Origin of the sequence: Micromonospora sp. NPDC005291, from assembly GCF_040607415.1 — a bacterium.
Lineage (GTDB): Bacteria > Actinomycetota > Actinomycetes > Mycobacteriales > Micromonosporaceae > Micromonospora.
The window spans coordinates 398,316-413,520 of record NZ_JBEXGR010000002.1; the positions used below are offsets into that span (position 1 = coordinate 398,316).

Annotated in this window: 17 protein-coding genes; 8 read left to right on the forward strand and 9 right to left on the reverse strand. The window is 68.4% G+C overall.

Annotated features, from left to right (window positions below; all coding sequences use genetic code 11):
* Positions 1-20: 20 nt before the first annotated feature.
* A complete protein-coding gene (locus ABZT18_RS03985) occupies positions 21-1,280 on the forward strand; it encodes a glycoside hydrolase domain-containing protein (protein WP_354992288.1) in 1,260 nt (419 codons plus the stop codon).
* A gap of 127 nt (positions 1,281-1,407) precedes the next feature.
* On the opposite strand, the gene ABZT18_RS03990 is transcribed toward ABZT18_RS03985, so the two are convergent.
* Complete coding sequence (locus tag ABZT18_RS03990; RefSeq protein WP_354992289.1) at positions 1,408-1,968, reverse strand: hypothetical protein; 561 nt, start codon at positions 1,966-1,968, stop codon at positions 1,408-1,410.
* Between the two features lie 105 nt (positions 1,969-2,073).
* Here ABZT18_RS03990 and ABZT18_RS03995 point away from each other — a divergent pair, with 105 nt between their 5' ends.
* Entirely contained in the window at positions 2,074-2,682 is a 609-nt protein-coding gene (locus tag ABZT18_RS03995; RefSeq protein WP_354992290.1) for a TetR family transcriptional regulator, read from the forward strand.
* A gap of 118 nt (positions 2,683-2,800) precedes the next feature.
* Here the strand turns inward: ABZT18_RS03995 and ABZT18_RS04000 are convergent, their stop codons facing one another.
* Entirely contained in the window at positions 2,801-3,169 is a 369-nt protein-coding gene (locus ABZT18_RS04000) for a VOC family protein (RefSeq protein ID WP_354992291.1), read from the reverse strand.
* A gap of 29 nt (positions 3,170-3,198) precedes the next feature.
* Complete coding sequence (locus tag ABZT18_RS04005; protein ID WP_354992292.1) at positions 3,199-3,972, reverse strand: oxidoreductase; 774 nt, start codon at positions 3,970-3,972, stop codon at positions 3,199-3,201.
* A 68-nt stretch (positions 3,973-4,040) separates the two neighbouring features.
* Between ABZT18_RS04005 and ABZT18_RS04010 the strand changes: the two genes are divergently transcribed.
* Complete coding sequence (locus ABZT18_RS04010) at positions 4,041-4,631, forward strand: TetR/AcrR family transcriptional regulator (RefSeq protein WP_354992293.1); 591 nt, start codon at positions 4,041-4,043, stop codon at positions 4,629-4,631.
* 37 nt (positions 4,632-4,668) lie between these two features.
* Here the strand turns inward: ABZT18_RS04010 and ABZT18_RS04015 are convergent, their stop codons facing one another.
* From ABZT18_RS04015 to ABZT18_RS04035, 5 genes are all read right to left on the reverse strand, one after another.
* Positions 4,669-6,036: a pyridoxal-dependent decarboxylase gene (locus ABZT18_RS04015; RefSeq protein WP_354992294.1), complete on the reverse strand. Its 1,368-nt coding sequence runs from the start codon at positions 6,034-6,036 to the stop codon at positions 4,669-4,671.
* A gap of 70 nt (positions 6,037-6,106) precedes the next feature.
* On the reverse strand, positions 6,107-7,342 hold the full coding sequence (locus tag ABZT18_RS04020) for a low temperature requirement protein A (RefSeq protein WP_354992295.1): 1,236 nt from the start codon (positions 7,340-7,342) through the stop codon (positions 6,107-6,109).
* A 211-nt stretch (positions 7,343-7,553) separates the two neighbouring features.
* Positions 7,554-8,297 (reverse strand): alpha/beta hydrolase, encoded by a 744-nt coding sequence (locus tag ABZT18_RS04025; RefSeq protein WP_354992296.1) that lies wholly within the window; start codon positions 8,295-8,297, stop codon positions 7,554-7,556.
* A gap of 185 nt (positions 8,298-8,482) precedes the next feature.
* A complete protein-coding gene (locus ABZT18_RS04030) occupies positions 8,483-9,547 on the reverse strand; it encodes an N-acetylmuramoyl-L-alanine amidase (protein ID WP_355250398.1) in 1,065 nt (354 codons plus the stop codon).
* Positions 9,548-9,623: 76 nt separating this feature from the next.
* Complete coding sequence (locus ABZT18_RS04035; protein ID WP_354992298.1) at positions 9,624-10,574, reverse strand: LysR family transcriptional regulator; 951 nt, start codon at positions 10,572-10,574, stop codon at positions 9,624-9,626.
* Between the two features lie 90 nt (positions 10,575-10,664).
* On the opposite strand from ABZT18_RS04035, the gene ABZT18_RS04040 reads away from it, so the two are divergent.
* On the forward strand, positions 10,665-11,690 hold the full coding sequence (locus ABZT18_RS04040) for a DMT family transporter (protein ID WP_354992299.1): 1,026 nt from the start codon (positions 10,665-10,667) through the stop codon (positions 11,688-11,690).
* Between the two features lie 24 nt (positions 11,691-11,714).
* Positions 11,715-12,272 (forward strand): dihydrofolate reductase family protein, encoded by a 558-nt coding sequence (locus tag ABZT18_RS04045; RefSeq protein ID WP_354992300.1) that lies wholly within the window; start codon positions 11,715-11,717, stop codon positions 12,270-12,272.
* A gap of 101 nt (positions 12,273-12,373) precedes the next feature.
* On the opposite strand, the gene ABZT18_RS04050 is transcribed toward ABZT18_RS04045, so the two are convergent.
* Positions 12,374-12,844, reverse strand: a complete 471-nt coding sequence (locus ABZT18_RS04050; RefSeq protein ID WP_354992301.1) for an Rrf2 family transcriptional regulator — start codon at positions 12,842-12,844, stop codon at positions 12,374-12,376.
* Positions 12,845-12,959: 115 nt separating this feature from the next.
* Here ABZT18_RS04050 and ABZT18_RS04055 point away from each other — a divergent pair, with 115 nt between their 5' ends.
* The 3 genes from ABZT18_RS04055 (at position 12,960) to ABZT18_RS04065 (ending at position 15,071) form a co-directional block, all read left to right on the forward strand.
* Positions 12,960-13,427: a cupin domain-containing protein gene (locus tag ABZT18_RS04055; protein ID WP_354992302.1), complete on the forward strand. Its 468-nt coding sequence runs from the start codon at positions 12,960-12,962 to the stop codon at positions 13,425-13,427.
* A 449-nt stretch (positions 13,428-13,876) separates the two neighbouring features.
* Positions 13,877-14,479, forward strand: coding sequence for a hypothetical protein (locus tag ABZT18_RS04060; protein ID WP_354992303.1), 603 nt, complete (start codon positions 13,877-13,879; stop codon positions 14,477-14,479).
* On the forward strand, positions 14,463-15,071 hold the full coding sequence (locus ABZT18_RS04065; RefSeq protein ID WP_354992304.1) for an OmpA family protein: 609 nt from the start codon (positions 14,463-14,465) through the stop codon (positions 15,069-15,071). The genes ABZT18_RS04060 and ABZT18_RS04065 overlap by 17 nt, the downstream gene beginning before the upstream one ends.
* Positions 15,072-15,205: the final 134 nt, after the last annotated feature.

A 15,205-nucleotide genomic window follows, 5' to 3' on the forward strand; every position in this document is an offset into this window, starting at 1 on the left:
TCTTTCAGACGGAGGCGACGATGAGGATCATCGCTGGCTGGCTTGCGGGTCTCACCGTTGCCGCAGGACTGGTGGCACCGGCCACTGCGACTGTTGCGGCCGCGACACCCGCGCAGGCATCCACCGCAGCGACGCAGTTGGCCACCGGCCCGCAACCAGGCACCTTCACTGGCCGGGGATTCGACACCTGCGCTGCCCCGTCACAGGCTGCGATGAACGCGTGGCGGGCCAGTTCGCCCTACGGCGCGATCGGCATCTACATCAGCGGGGCCAGCCGCTCCTGCGCTCAGCCCAACCTCACCGCGACCTGGGTGGCCAATCAGACGAGTAACGGATGGCGGCTGATCCCCATCGAACTGGGGTACCAGGCACCGTGTGGCACCCGTACGCCGAAGATGTCCGCCGATGCCACCGTCGCCCGGTCACAAGGCGCCTCCGCGGCGAACAGCGCCGCGAACGCAGCCCAGGCACTGGGCATTGGCAGTGCGAGCACCATCTACAACGACATTGAGCAGTACCCGTCGAACGCGTCGTGCCGGGCAGCGGTCCTGTCGTTCCTGTCCGGCTGGGTCGAGCAACTGCACGTACGCGGCTACCTCGCTGGGATGTACTCCAGCGGCTCGTCCGGCATCAAGGACGTCTGCGACGCGTACGGCAACCCGACCTACACACGACTCGACCAGATCTGGATCGCCTGGTGGAACGGGGTGGCTGACACGGACGCCGGAAGTTACTGCGCCGATGCCTACTACGCGAACCACCAGCGCCTGCACCAGTACGCCGGCGACGTCACCGAGACGTGGGGCGGCGTGACGATGAACATCGACCGCAACTACCTCGACGTGAGGGTTACCCAGACCCCGCCGCAGCAGTGGACCACCACCATCGACAACAGCACCTCGGGCGGCTTCACGGCGAGCGCAGACTGGGGCACGTCGGCCTACTCCGGCCAACGGTTCGGCACCGACTACCGATTCGCCACCCCGTTGTCCTCCAGCGACGTCGCCTGGTACAGGTCGACCATCCCGGCCACCGGAAACTACGAGATCTCGGTCTGGTACCCGGCCGACGCCGGCTACAACAACCAGACGCCATACCTTGTAGCGACCACCACAGGGAACAGGTCCGTGTCCGTCGACCAGCGGGCCAACGGCGGTCGGTGGGTCTCCATCGGCGTGTTCGCCCTGTCCGCGGGCACGGGCAACAAGGTCGGCGTGAGCCGCTGGACCAGCGGCACCGGAATCGTGGTCGCCGACGCGGTGCGGATCACCCGGGTCTGAACCCCTTCCCCGGCCCGGTAAACCCAAGCCACACCTCGCTGACGGTCGGGTACGCCGGAACCGCGTGCCACAACCGATCCAACGGGACCGCACCGACAACGACGACGTCGTACTCAATGCGGTCATGTCAGTTGCCCTTCGCGCTGTGGCCTAGGCGGAAGGCGGCGATGAGGAAGAAGATGGCGCCGGGGATGGCGTAGCCAGCCGCGTTGGTCAGCGACGGATTGTTGGCGGAAGCACTGGCGAGGAAGGACCCACCAGCCAGGACCGAGATGCCACCGCTGATGATCATCGGCCACTGGCCGCCCATCTTCCGACGGGTGACACCCACGATCAACTGGACCAGACCGGCCAGGATCGCCCAGGCGCCCCACACCCGCAGGACAGCCGGGATACCGGACGCGGAGGCGACACCCACGCCGACGGCGGCGATCAGGCTGACCGCGATGTTCGCGTACAGCAGGGCCGGCGAGCCGGTGGTCCGCGACGAACGAACGTCGTAGATGGCAGCGCCCACGTCGAACAGCGGATAGAGCACGAACAGCACCACCGTGAGCGGGCCGATCTCCTTGGCGGTAGCGATCGTCACGCCGGCCCACGCGATGGCGAACGCGAAGCGGGTGAAGTACAGCCGCCGCAGTGCGGATGCGGTCTGGGAGATACCGGGCGAAGCAGCAATGGTGGTCACGGGTGACCCTTTCAGCAGAGGGGAGACCGAACGTTCTGTCCGCCAGCATGGCAAGCCGACCTCACACTGTCAAGACCGAACGTTCTATCCGCTAGGATGGGTTGTATGACGCGCGGCGAACCCGACAACCGGCCCTCTGAGGCGCGCCTCCGGCTCCTCACCGCGGCGACCAGGGTCTTCTACGCGGAGGGCATCCACTCTGTGGGCGTCGACCGGATCATCGCCGAGGCGAAGGTGACCCGGGCCACCTTCTACCGGCACTTCCCCAGCAAGGATGACCTCATCCTCGCCTACCTACGTGAGGTCCATCAGATGGATCGCGGCGCGGTCGACGCGGCCCTCGCCACGAACACGGCGCCGCTGGACCCCCTCCTGGCCATTGCGGGCTCCATCGCTCAGAGCATTCAGTCCCCCGGCTTTCGTGGGTGCGCCTTCCTGAACGCCGCGGCGGAGTATCCCGACCCGAACCACCCCGTGCACCAGGAAATCATCGCCCACCGGCAATGGTTCCTGGACACGCTCACCACGCTCATGGCGCAGGTCCACCAGGAAACGGCGGACCCCGCCGCCCGCCATTTCGTCATGCTCCGCGACGGCGCCATGGCAGCCGGATGCCTCTTCGACCCCGCGTTGGTGTCCGAGACCTTCCTCCGCGGGGTCGAAGGACTCCTCCGGATCAATGCCGAGCGCCAGTCAACCGAATCCGGCCGCTAGTACTACAAGAGAGACGCCACACCACCCGGAAGCTCCGAGGTGCACGGTCGACCAGGCTCGGTTCAACGATGGGCACGACGGACCCCGATCCCTGTTTCGGTCCGGGCGGTCGCGCAACTCAGGCCGACCGGAGGCAGAAGGGGTGCCCGGCCGGGCTGGCATAGACCCGGCCGCCCTTCTGTGCAGCGGGGTCGACGTTATCGGTGGGCTGCAGCCGACGCGCACCGGCCTGGAGTGCCAGCATGTCCGCAGCGGCGAGGTCGTCGGTCGTCAGGTCGACGTGCATCTGCTGGGCGTTGCCCTCAGGCCAGGTCGGGGGGACATGCCCCGGCGCCAACTGGATCACTACCGCGGGAAACCCCTCGATGCGCAGGAAGTGGTGGGTTGCGGTCTTCACGATCGAGCCGCCCAGCAGTTGGTGCCAGAACGCGCTCTCGGGTTGCAGTTCGCCGGCATCGATGATGATGGCGCTGAGGTTGATGTTCATGCTGCTCGTCCGATCTGTTCGGGTTCGGCTTACACAACCGGGATGATGCCGCCGTCGACGCGGAACTCGGCTCCCGTGAGCCACTTCGCACGCCTGGAGGCAAGGAACGCGATCATTTCCGCGACGTCCTCGGGATCGCCGGGGCGGCCCATTGGCACGTTCAGGTGATCCACAATCTGCTGTTTGACCTGCTCCACGGCGATACCCTGCTGGTCCGCCATCTGCTGCAGGTGCTCTGCGGCACCTTGGGTGACCACGAAGCCCGGCAGGACACACACCACTCGCACCCCGTGCTCGCCCACCTCCGTCGCCAGTTCGCGGCTGTAGGCGTTGAGGGCTGCTTTCGCTGCGGCGTAGGACGCCTCGGCGCGCTGCGGTAGGCGGCTCGCGATCGACGAGACGTGCACGACGACACCGGACCCGCGCTCGACCATTCCCGGGACCAGTGCCCGGTCGAGCCGGACGGCACTCAACAGGTTCATTGCCAGGTCGGCATGCCACGATCCGTCGGACCGCTGCAGCGTCGGCGCCGGGGCGCTGGCGGCGCCCGCATTGCTCACCAGGACATCCACCCCGCCGACGCTGTCGAGGACTCGCCGGCCGAGCTGCGCGACACCTTCCTCGGTGGCGAGGTCGGCGGGGATGAAGGTGGCCCGCAGATCCGCTGGGGGTGTGCTGCGGGAGGCGGTCAGCACCCTCGCGCCGGCTGCCGCGAAGCGGCGGGCCGTCGCCTCGCCCAGGCCACGGCTGCCGCCGGTGACCAGCACTCGAAGGCCGCTGAGGCCGTCGTCCGAGAACGCCATGAGTCATCCCGTCCAGTAAGGTGAAGCTGACTCCGGAAAACTAGCATAAGCGGAGTCAGACTCATCTTATGGAGGCCGTGTTGTCGTCGTCACGTCCGCTGCGCGCTGATGCGCGGCGTAACCGCGAAGCTCTCCTGACCGCGGCGCGCGAGGCGTTTCTCAACAGCGAGGCCGACGCGCACGTCGAGGACATCGCCCGCAGCGCCGGCGTGGCGGTCGGAACGCTCTACCGCCACTTCGAGACCCGTGAAGCCCTCATCGAGGAGGTCTACCGCCAGGAGGTCGACGAGCTTTGCGCCGCGCCCGCGGAGCTCCTTGACCGGCACGCCCCGGACGAGGCCCTGCGGCGCTTCCTACTGCTACTGGTAGAGCATGCCGCCGTCGGCAAGGGGATGGCGGTCGCCTTGGGGAGCATCATGGCGACGGACTCGCCAGTCTTCGACGACGCCCGCCGACAGATGGCACAAGCTCTCGATCGGCTGCTCGACGCAGGCTCGGTGGCTGGTTCCATCCGTGGCGATGTCGGCGGGCGTACCCTGCTACGTGCGCTGGGCGCCATCTGCGGAATGCACGCCACGGACGGCTGGACGGACGAAGCCGTGCGCATCACGGCGATCCTCTTCGACGGGCTGCGGTGCGGCGTAAGAAATCCAGGTTGAGTCGACGCACACCGCGCTGCCGAGGTGCGCGTCGGTGTTACGCGGCGAGGCGGGCGATCGCGGCGACCGATCGGTCCACGTCTGCTTCGGTCGTGGTGGCGTTGGACACTGAGATTCGCATCAGCCGCCGTCCTCGCCACGTTGTCCCGCCTACCCAGCAGGTGCCGTCAGCCTGGACCGCGGCCACCACCCGGTCGGTGCGCGCGTCGTCGCCGAAGCCGACCAGCACCTGGTTGAGGACCACCTCGTTCGCCACCTCGAACCCGGCCCTGCTCAGGCCGGCTGCGAATCGACGGGCCAGTTCGCAGCAGCGCCCGACCAGTGCCGCGACGCCACCGCTGCCCAGTTCCTGCAGTCCAGCCCAGACGGCGAACCCACGGGCCCGCCGTGAGGACTCGGCAGTGAAATCCGCTCCTGCCGGTGCCCCTCCGGAGCCGACCAGGTACGCGGCGCTGTAGGACATCGCCGCTGCGTGCACGTCGGGCCGGGCGCAGAACGCGAACGCCGAGTCGTACGGCAGATTGAGCCATTTATGGCCGTCGCAGGCCCACGAATCCGCCAGCTCCAGCCCGTCCACCAGATGCCGGGTCGCAGGGCTCGCCGCCGCCCACAGCCCGAATGCCCCGTCCACGTGCACCCATCCACCGTGCCGCTGGACCAGTTCGCACGCCTCCCGGAGCTGGTCGCAGGCGCCGGTGTTCACGTTCCCGGCCTGCAGACACACGATGGTGGGGCCGGACGAGCCGGCCCGCAGCGCCTCCCGTAGCGACTTGAGGTCGATGGCGCCGTTCGGCCCTGCGGACACCGGGTGCACCACGTCGGTGCCGAGGCCGAGCAGACGCAGCGACCGGTCGATGGTCCCGTGCCGCTCCTGACCAGCGATCACCCGGATCGGTGGCGCCCCGAGCAGCCCGCGCCGTTCCACGTCCCAGCCCGCGTCCGCCAGCACCTGGTGTCGGGCGGCAGCGAGACCGGCGGTGTTGGCCGCCTGGGCACCGGTGACGAACCCGACCGACGCCGACACCGGGATCCCCAGCAATTCCTTCAACCAACCACCGGCGGCAGCTTCGGCCGCAACAGCGGCCGGCGACGTGACGGCGTTGGTCGCGAGCTGGTCCCAACCAGCGGCGACGATGTCCGCCGCGGTCGCCGCCGGCAACGCGCCGCCGACCACGAACCCGAAGTACCGCGGGCCGGCGCTGGCCACCAGCCCCGGCTCGGCCGCAGCGATCAGGTCCGCAAGCACCTGCTCTGGCGGGCGCGACGCGGAGGGCAATGGGCCGGAGAAAGCCCTGGCCAGCGCCGCCTGGTCGCTGGGAACCCCGACCGGGCGCTCCGATAGCGACGCTCGGTAGTCCGCTACATGCTCAGCGGCCGAGCGGAACAGGTGCCCAAACTCTCCCACCGACCCAACCTATCCCGGAGCCATCGCGCCATCGAGCGGCCGGGGCTGGTAGCCGTGCACGGCCGCGCGGTCACGCCTCAGAGTCGCGATCGCCGGATGTCTCCCGCCCGATCGGCGAGGCGGACGTCTCAAGCGGCCGTCCCCGGCTTCGCAGCGCGTCGAGCAGCGTGACCAGCGCCAGCGCTCCGGCCACCACGCTCAGCCCGACCATCGGCGCCCAGTGGGCCAACGCTGGCGTAAACAGCAGTAGGGCCGCCAAGCCGATCATCTGGGGTCGTGAAACCCGACCGAAGATCTCGTGTTCCAGCCGCATACGAGCGACGAGGAAGAGCACTGGACCACCCACCACGAACAGAAGCCAACTGGGTCGCGGCGCCCCGAACGGATGGTCGATCACCAGCTCGTAGCCGACCGAGGTGACGAGCACGCTGAGCACGATCAGCAGATGCGTCCGTTCCGACGCCGTGCCCAGCCGGCCGGGCATACCCGCCCGATCGAAGGCCTCGGTCAGCAGCAGCCCGGCGCGGTGGAAGTAGATCCGCCAGAGCAGCGCGCTGGTGGCGAACGCGACCGCGAAGGCGGTTGCCCGCTCGGCGGAGTAGTCCGTGCCGCTGAAGACCACTCCGATGACCAAAATCGACTCACCGAGTGCGATGAGAAACATCTGCTGGTAACGGTCGGCAAGATGCGTTCCGGCGATCCGCCAGCGGCCGACCTTTGAGACGCCGAGCCACGGCAGCGGCCAACCCATGGCCCAGGCGAGGTAGTCGACAGCGAGGGCGGCGGCCCACAGCGGCAGGCGAAGATGGTCCGAAGCCAACGCGCCGACCAGCCACAGCGGCGCGCTCGCCGAAGCCCACACGGCAAGCCGGAACGGCACCATCCGTCGTGGATGGCCACGCAGCGCGGCGGCGACCACGAGCGGCCGCACCACCATCACCATCAGGTACGCGGCCGCGAACGGCAGTGCTCGTTCCTCCATGGCGCGTGGCAGCGCCACCGCCATGATGAGGCCGGCGAACATGGTGCCGACCACGACGGCCTGGATGATCGGCCGCTCCGGTTCGTAGCGACTGGTGATCCAGGCGGTGTGCGACCAGATCAACCAGAGCGCCAAGAAGAGCAGCAGGGTACGACCGAACCCTGTGACGAGCTCCCAGCCAGTGTCATCACTCAGGCCGGCGAATCGTTGCGAGACCCGGGTGAGGGCCACGACGAAGGCCAGATCGAAGAAGAGTTCCAGGAACGTCGCGCGGCCCGAACTCGTGGGAGGACGCAACAGTTCGGCACCCCGCCCCGCCGCCATCGTCCGCCTCCGTCCGCCCCTTGCCGCACCAACGAGCCGGCCGCCAGAGGAGTTGCGTCAGCCCTTGACGGCGTCCCCCTCGCTCACGCCGCATCGACACCTCGCCAACCACCGGAACCTCAACTGGGCACGGACCATCGCTAGGGCCTTGATCGCGGACCGCTTTCCCGCAGCCCCGTCGGGCTACCTGAGCAACTGGTAGCCGGCCCGGTCAGCGCGGCAGCGAGCGCAGCGCCTCCACCACGGCGTCGGGCGCCCGCAGCGGCACGAAGTGGTCGGCGCCGGGTATTCGCACAAGGCGGCAGCCGGGAATGCGCCGCGCGGCCTCGACGCAGGACGGGACGAACGACGGGCGTTCGAGATCGCCGAGCAGCAGCACGCAGGGAGTAGCAACGTCCTCCAGCCGGGACCACGCGTCGCCGTCATCGGCGAAGGTATCTCCCCAGTTGAGCCAGAACCGGACCGCCGAGCGCAGCAGATCGACGACGAGCGGGTCGCGGCCGGCCCGGGCCCACCGGGCGACACCCTGCTCGACGAAGGTTTCCGGGTCGACGCTGTCCGGCTCGTCGTCGGGATCGTGGGAGGGCGGGGCGCCGGAAATGCCGGGGCATGCCAGCACCATCCCGCGAACCCGATCCGGCTCGGCGAGGGCGAGGTCGAGCGCGGTACCGCCGCCCATGCTGCAACCGACGAACAATGCCGGCCCGACGCCGAGCCGGTCAAGCACCCGACGCAGGTCGTCCACCCGGGAGAATTGCCCGGCCGGCGGCGCGGAGCGGCCGAAGCCCCGCGCGTCGTACCGGATCAGCCGGTGCTGCCCGGCGAGTCGCTCCCAGACGGGGTTCCAGATGCGAGAATCGCCCACGCCCGGGTGCAGTAGCACGACCGGCGGCAGGCCGCCCCCGGTGTCCTCGGCCCAGACGCACCCGTCCCTCACATTGATCAACTGCCCCATGGCGACGAGCCTCCCACACGGGCGGCGATCAGGCGCGGGGATATCGGCCCCGCCCTTATCGCCTGGGCCGCCGAGGACCGTGTGATGCCTCCCTCCCACCGCCGCCGCTTGGCCGAGCTACTGCCGCAGGCCAAGATCGCCGACAGTCACATGAGCAGCTCGCGCCGCAACTTACGAAACACGCCTCAGACTCGGGTGACCCGGACGGCGTCGGCCACGACGTAGCCGGCGGCGTTGGTCCACCGACTCACCGCGACCAGGTTGCGGTCACCGGCAGCGAGCGCAAAGGTGCCGAGCGAACGCCAGGCGCCACCGTTGGAGCGCTGGTCCACGTTGAGCGTCTGGTTGCCCGAGGCGGTGACGATGACGTGCGGGGTGGTGCTGTTGTAACCCGGGTCGGCCGGGTGCCGTACCTCGATCCGATAGTTCCCGGCCGCCGGGATGTCGACCTTGAACCAGGCCGTGTCGCTGGCCGGCGTGGGACTGGCGAAGCGGTAGTCAGCGCCGTAGCGCTGGCTGGAATAGGCCGAGCTTCCCCAGTTGGTGCTCGCCGTGAACCGCCCTGCGGTGGCGTTGTCCACGATGACGCTGAAGGTGGGCGGGGTGGTGCTGCCCAGCCCCAGATAGCTGGCGATGCCCTGAGCGTGCGCGCGGGCGGTGGCGGTGATGAACTCCGCCCGTTTGAGCAGGTTCGCGTCCGCCACGGTGTCGATGAAGAGGTTCTCGGTGAGCACCGCGGGCATGGTCGTCTCGCGCAGCACATGGAAGTTGGCGCTCTTCAGCCCTCGGTCGGTGACTGAACCGACCGACCGCATGCCGGCGATCACCCTCGGATGCAACGCGTTGTGCAGGTTGATGGTGGCGGCGTCCGCCGTCAGATACCGGTAGCTCTCGAAGCCGGTGCCGCCCCCGGAGTTGATGTGCACACTGACGAAGAGGCCAGCGCCCCAGGCATTGGCGTCATCGGTGCGGTAGGCCAGGCTGCGAGTGATGTCGGTCGTTCGGGACATGCGGACGTCGACGTTCCAGTTGGCCAGCAGGATACTGCGCAGTTGCAGGGAGATGTCGAGCGTCAGGGCCTTCTCCTGCAACCCGTTGCCGACCGCCCCAGAGTCGGTACCGCCGTGGCCGGGGTCGATGTAGACCTTGGGCAACGCGGCCCGCGCGGGGCCTCCGAAAATGGGGACGGCCGCGGCACCAGCGAGGGCCGCCAGGAGGGTACGCCGCCGCAGCGCCAAGTCGTCGAACATGTGCACCTCTCAAGGGAAGCCGAAGAGATCAACGATGCGCAGAATATAGCGGATCATCAATGGTGTTGAAAGATGTCTACGCCTCACGATCTGATCGGCGGAGGTTTCCGCCGCCGCGCTTCCCCGTGCGCCAACCGTGGAGTGGTGCGTCCATGAGGGAGTTGACCAGCGCGCCCACTGCGGGCTGCGCCAGCGAGATCTCCCGGACCGCGGCGTAGATCGTCCTGATGGGCTCCGGGCGACGAACCCGGCGGATGGTGACGCCAGGATGGCGGGTACCCAGTCCCAGTCGGGGGATGAGGCTGACGCCGAGACCAGCCGCGACGAAACCCTGAGCCGTGGCGTAGTCCTCCGACTTCACCACTATGTCCGGGCTGAAGCCCGCCGCGGCGCAGGCGTCGATGATGGGCTCCAGGCACGGGCCGGGAGGTTCACTACCAACCCACGATTCGCTCGCGAGGTCGGCCAGGTCGATCACCCGTTGCGCGGCGAGCGGGTGTCCGGTGGGCAGCACAGCCTGGTACGCGTCGTCGAGCAGGTGCACCACGCGGATGCCCTGGTGGCTTTCGTCGCTTGGTCGGCGGACAACGATGGCCAGGTCGGCGCTGCCCTGCGCCACGTCCGGCAGCAGATCATCAGGATCGGTCACCCTGGCGTCGATCGTCACGCCGGGGTGCTCGCGCCGGACTCGGGCGAGGGCGGGTGCCAGCAGGGTTGGGCCTACCGAGGCGAAGTAGCGGATCGTCAGCCGGCCCGTACGCCCCGCGCGCAGGTCGGCCAGTGCGGTCTCGGCCTCGGCGACATGCTGGCTGATGATGGCCGCGTGCCTGGTCAGCAGTCGGCCCGCCGCCGTGGGCTGGACACCTCGGCCGACTCGTTCGAGCAGCGCGATCCCGGCCTCCCTTTCCAGCACCGCCATCTGCTGGCTGACGGCGGAGGGGGTGTAGCCGAGGTGCGCCGCCGCCGCGGTCACCGACCCGCTGGTGACCACCGCCCGCAGCACCTGCATGCGCCTCACATCAATCATGTAGCCGAGCTTAAGGATCATGCAGAACTTTTTGCTATTCGTTTCGAGTGGGGCCCGGCACTGTTCATGGGGCTAATCAAGGAGGTCAGGGTGAACGGTGCTGCGGGCAGGACATGGGCGTGGATGCGGGTGGGCGTGCTCGCACTGCTGTGGGGATCGACCTTCCTCTGGATCGAGCTGGCCCTGGACGCACTGACTCCGGTCCAGGTCACCCTGAGCCGGTGCGTACTCGGATCGGCGGCTCTGCTGGTCGCGTGCCTCGGCTCGGGTCGACGGCTGCCTCGGGGTGGGGCGGTCTGGGGTCACATCGTCGTGGCGGCCCTGTTCTGCAATGCCCTGCCGTTCGCCATGTTCAGCATCGGCCAGCAGACCATCGACTCCGGAGTGGCCGGTGTGTTGAACGCGACGACCCCGCTGTGGTCCCTGCTGATCGGCATCGTGATCGGCTCGGAGCGCGGGCTCCGGCCGGTCCGGCTGGGCGGCCTCCTGCTCGGGTTCGCCGGAGTTGTGCTGATCTTCGCGCCGTGGCAGACGACCGGGCCGGTCGGGTGGGGCGCTCTTGCCATCGTCGCCGCGGCGGCAAGCTATGCCGTCGGCTTCGCGTACATGGGCCGCAACCTGGTCGGAAAGGGCGTCCCCACCATCTCGCTCTCTGCGGCGCAGCTCATCGCGGCGACCGGTCTCACCGCGTTGACTGTGCCGGCCGGCGGTCTGAGGTCGATCGAGATCGGCTCGAAGGCCCTGATCGCCGTCGTGATCCTGGGCGTCGTCGCCACCGGGATCACCTTCCACCTCACCTACCGGATCATCGCCGCCGAGGGCGCCACCAATGCCGCGACGGTCGGCTATCTGCTACCGGTGGTCTCGGTAGCGCTGGGAGCCATCGTGCTCGACGAGAGTTTCAGCTTCCGGATCGCCGTCGGGATGGTGGTCGTACTCATCGGGGTCGGCCTGATCCGCCGCGGAAAGCCAAGGCCATCGACGCCGACCCCGGAAGACCCCGGGGTGCGCTTCGTCCGGGATCTGGCTGTTGACGGAAGCGGGCCGGCCAGACAGCCGAACGATGAGTTTCGGGTCGTGCGGAGGTCACAACCTGCAGGACCGCTGGCAGACTGACACGCTCGTACCCGAAGGAGACGCATGGCAAAGCTCATCTACTCGATGATCACCTCCCTCGACGGCTACGCCGAGGCGGCGGAGGGCGACCTCGGCACCGGGGCCGACGATCAGGAGGTGCATACCTTCGTCAACGACCTCTTCCGCCCCGTCGGCACGTACCTCTACGGCCGACGGATCTACGAGACGATGGTCTACTGGGAGACCGCGCACACCGAGCCCGACCAGCCGCCGCACATCCTGCAGTACGCCCGCGACTGGCAGGCCGCCGAGAAGATCGTGTACTCCACGACGCTGGAGTCGGTGTCCAGCGCGAAGACCAGGATCGAGCGGACCTTCGACCCGGACGCGGTGCGCAAGCTCAAGGCCGAGGCTGATCACGACCTCACCGTCGACGGCCCGAACCTCGCGGCCCAGGCGATCGCGGCCGGCCTGGTGGACGAGTACCACCTGTTCATCACCACGAGCGTGGTGGGCGGCGGCAAGCGGTTCTTCCCCGACGGCGTGCGCCTCGACCTCGAACTGGTCGAGGAGCGTGCCTTTGACAGCGGACTGATCTACGCGCGCTACCGGACCCGCTGAGCCGCAGCGGCTGGTGACGCTGCCGGCCGCCGAGAGACTGGTCGCGTAAACAGCGGCAGAGCGATCTCCTTCGTCACCCTCAACGTCCCTGGCCGGCACACCTAGCGCAGTTCCGCGATCCGGGCTCGGGTGTTGGCCGGCGCTTCGGGGTGCCCGTGCTCGACGTTGGCCCGGACGTCAGCCACGGTCCTGCCGGCCAGTTCCCGCCGCCACGCCAGGTCGGCACCTCGCATGGCTTGGGCGAACGCGCAGGACTGTCGATAGTTGACGTCCGCGTGCTCGCCCGGCCCCTTCCTGAGGATCTGGTCGCACTGGAACAGCTCTTCCGGGCCCTCGATCGCGGCCACGATATCCAGCAGGGAGACCGCCCCCGGGGCCCGGGCCAGCTGGAAGCCCCCACGCGGCCCCGAGGTCGACCTCAGGATCCCGGCTCGGACCAGGGCTTGGAGCTGCTTGTTCAGGTAGGCCGGCGGCAGCTCGTAGAACGCCGCGAGGGTACCGGTTGGCACCGGGGCGTCCAGCCAGCTCAGGTTGAGGCACGTGTGGAGGGCCCATTCGACGCCCTGACTCATCCGCATAGTCCTGGACACTACATGTCCAGGAGTTGTGACGCCCGTCATGATCACTAGCGACGATGATCCTGGACACTTAGTGTCTAGGAATCAGCGAACAGCGAAGGAGCCAACAATGACCCTGGTACGCGCAGCCCAGGCCGAGGTTCTCAACAGCGACCCGGCCAGCGTGATCACGCTGCTACTCGACCCCGAACACACCGGCGGCGCCCTGACCAGCAACCGCACCCTGCTCAAGCACGGCACCGACGGTGCGCCGCCACACCTGCACACCCACTCCGGCGAGCTGTTCTTCGTGCTCGACGGCGCCCTCGAGATGCTCGTCGGCATCGAGTTGCACACCCTGCACAAGGGAGACGCGCTCTTCGTCCCGCCGAACACCCCGCACGCCTTCGCTCCCACCAACGGCCAGGACGCCGACTTCCTCGTCGTGATCACCCCCGGCAAGCCCCGTTTCGACTACTACCGACTGCTCGACAAGGTGCACCAGGGCGATGCCACCTGGCAGGAAGTCGGCGAGACCCAGGACCGCTACGACAACCACTACGTGGACAGCCCGGTGTGGGCGGGCCGACACGGCTGACGACCTCGACCCGAAGAAGTAGGTCCGACGGCGGTGGCTGTGCGTGGGCGCGGCCGAGAGGCACCCCTGGCTGGCCACCGCCTGGGTCGGAGGACGGTAGGGCTCACCGTCCTCCGGCGCAAGGAAGCAGGCGGTGGCCAGCACCACCGGGTCACCTCGAACAGCGCCGCCGATGTCGGCACCGCCTCTGCTGGCACTCCGCGAGACCACCATGGGCTGGACCAGCGCAGCGTCATGAATGTCGTCGCGGCTCTCTCGCCGATGCGTCCGCTGCAAGTACCCTGCAGGCGAGTTGCAGGCCGTACCGCTGACAATCGGTCAGTCGATTCCCGCTGGGCAGCGGCCAGCCGCCCTGGCTCGAAAATTGTTGACCGATCTATCGGACGTGGTTTGTGGCTGCCGGGCGGTGCGGAGTGTCTGGCAGACCGCGACCAGTAACGGAGAAAATCGTGGGTAGACGCGTCACGATCACCGCCGGTTCGCTCGCGATCGCGGTGACGATGGCCCTCACGGCGTGCGGCAGCCTCGGCAGGTCACGCGATCCCGGAGACGGCACCAAGGAGTTGAAGGAGACAGTTGCCGCCACAGCGGGCGCGCCCGAGGAACTCGGTGCACCGATTGGGAGCCGGGACATTCAGATCAGCGACAGCGGCAAGCTCTTCCCGGTCAAGGTCGAGCTGTACCCGCTCCGACGCGACCAGGGTTTTGTGGCTGTCAACGTCCGGCTGACCCGCACGGACGCCACCGGCAACTCGGACCGTTGGCAGATCTCAAGCGCGTTCCAAGGTGACACGGTCTCCTTGGCCTTCTCCGGCGTGACGATGATCGACCGGAAGAACCGAAAGCGACACCTGGTGGCCCGGAGCGGAGACCAGGACGCGAAGCCCGGCCAGGTGAACTATCTCGCTTCGTCGGGCCTCGCCTCGGTGTTCGTCCTGGCCGGCCAGTCGGTCGACCTGTACGCCATGCTCGGAGCCCCACCGGACGACGTCACCGCCGTTGATGTCGTCATCCCTCGCGTACCGGTGTTCGAGAATGTACCGCTCGGTTAGCCGGCGGATGGCGACCGCCGCCACGCTGGCCATCTGCCTGCTGGTCAGCGAACCGGCGGTCGCCTGGTCCGCGCCGACACCGACGCCGCCGACCGTCGTGCCTGGACCACAGATCGTGGCCGGCGAGCAGGTGAGCGCGCCGATCGTGGACATCCAGGGGCCGGTGCAGGACATCTTTCTGCTTACCGAGGAACCCGACGGCACCAGCATGCAGGCCGAGTCCAGCAGGCGGATCGAGCTGACCCTCGCGGCCGATGTGCTTTTCGCCTTCGGTAAGGCCGATCTGTCCCCGGCTGCTCGTGCACGGCTGGATGAGATAGCCGGACGGCTGCGAAGCCAGGCCAAGGGCAAGGTTCAGATCGACGGGCACACCGACTCGGTCGGTGACGACGCGCAGAACCTGACGTTGTCCCGCCGACGGGCCCAGGCGGTCCGAGACGCGCTGACCGCGGCACTCACCGACAGCGGGATCACCTACGAGATCAACGGCTTCGGGGAGACCCGACCCGTCGCGCCGAACACCGTGGACGGCAAGGACAACCCGAAGGGCAGGGCCAGCAACCGACGCGTCGAAATCCGGTTCGACAAGTGAGCCAAAGCTTCGAAGACCACGAGCACGGTGGCGGTCGGCGACATGTGCCCTCCCCTCGGCGGCTTCGCGCGGCAGGGGTAGCCAGGTGCGGGGCGGCCCGGCGATCGACGGTCCTCCGCGGAGGGTCGATCGCC

Bases quoted from the DNA above. Each gene is read 5' to 3' on its own strand.
- ABZT18_RS03985 (WP_354992288.1), top strand. From the start codon at position 21: ATGAGGATCATCGCTGGCTGGCTTGCGGGTCTCACCGTTGCCGCAGGA.
- ABZT18_RS03995 (WP_354992290.1), top strand. From the start codon at position 2,074: ATGACGCGCGGCGAACCCGACAACCGGCCCTCTGAGGCGCGCCTCCGG.
- ABZT18_RS04025 (WP_354992296.1), bottom strand. From the start codon at position 8,297: ATGGGGCAGTTGATCAATGTGAGGGACGGGTGCGTCTGGGCCGAGGAC.
- ABZT18_RS04030 (WP_355250398.1), bottom strand. From the start codon at position 9,547: ATGTTCGACGACTTGGCGCTGCGGCGGCGTACCCTCCTGGCGGCCCTC.
- ABZT18_RS04065 (WP_354992304.1), top strand. From the start codon at position 14,463: ATGTACCGCTCGGTTAGCCGGCGGATGGCGACCGCCGCCACGCTGGCC.
- ABZT18_RS04005 (WP_354992292.1), bottom strand. From the start codon at position 3,972: ATGGCGTTCTCGGACGACGGCCTCAGCGGCCTTCGAGTGCTGGTCACC.
- ABZT18_RS04055 (WP_354992302.1), top strand. From the start codon at position 12,960: ATGACCCTGGTACGCGCAGCCCAGGCCGAGGTTCTCAACAGCGACCCG.
- ABZT18_RS04035 (WP_354992298.1), bottom strand. From the start codon at position 10,574: ATGATTGATGTGAGGCGCATGCAGGTGCTGCGGGCGGTGGTCACCAGC.
- ABZT18_RS04020 (WP_354992295.1), bottom strand. From the start codon at position 7,342: ATGGCGGCGGGGCGGGGTGCCGAACTGTTGCGTCCTCCCACGAGTTCG.
- ABZT18_RS04010 (WP_354992293.1), top strand. From the start codon at position 4,041: ATGGAGGCCGTGTTGTCGTCGTCACGTCCGCTGCGCGCTGATGCGCGG.
- ABZT18_RS04045 (WP_354992300.1), top strand. From the start codon at position 11,715: ATGGCAAAGCTCATCTACTCGATGATCACCTCCCTCGACGGCTACGCC.
- ABZT18_RS04050 (WP_354992301.1), bottom strand. From the start codon at position 12,844: ATGAGTCAGGGCGTCGAATGGGCCCTCCACACGTGCCTCAACCTGAGC.
- ABZT18_RS04000 (WP_354992291.1), bottom strand. From the start codon at position 3,169: ATGAACATCAACCTCAGCGCCATCATCATCGATGCCGGCGAACTGCAA.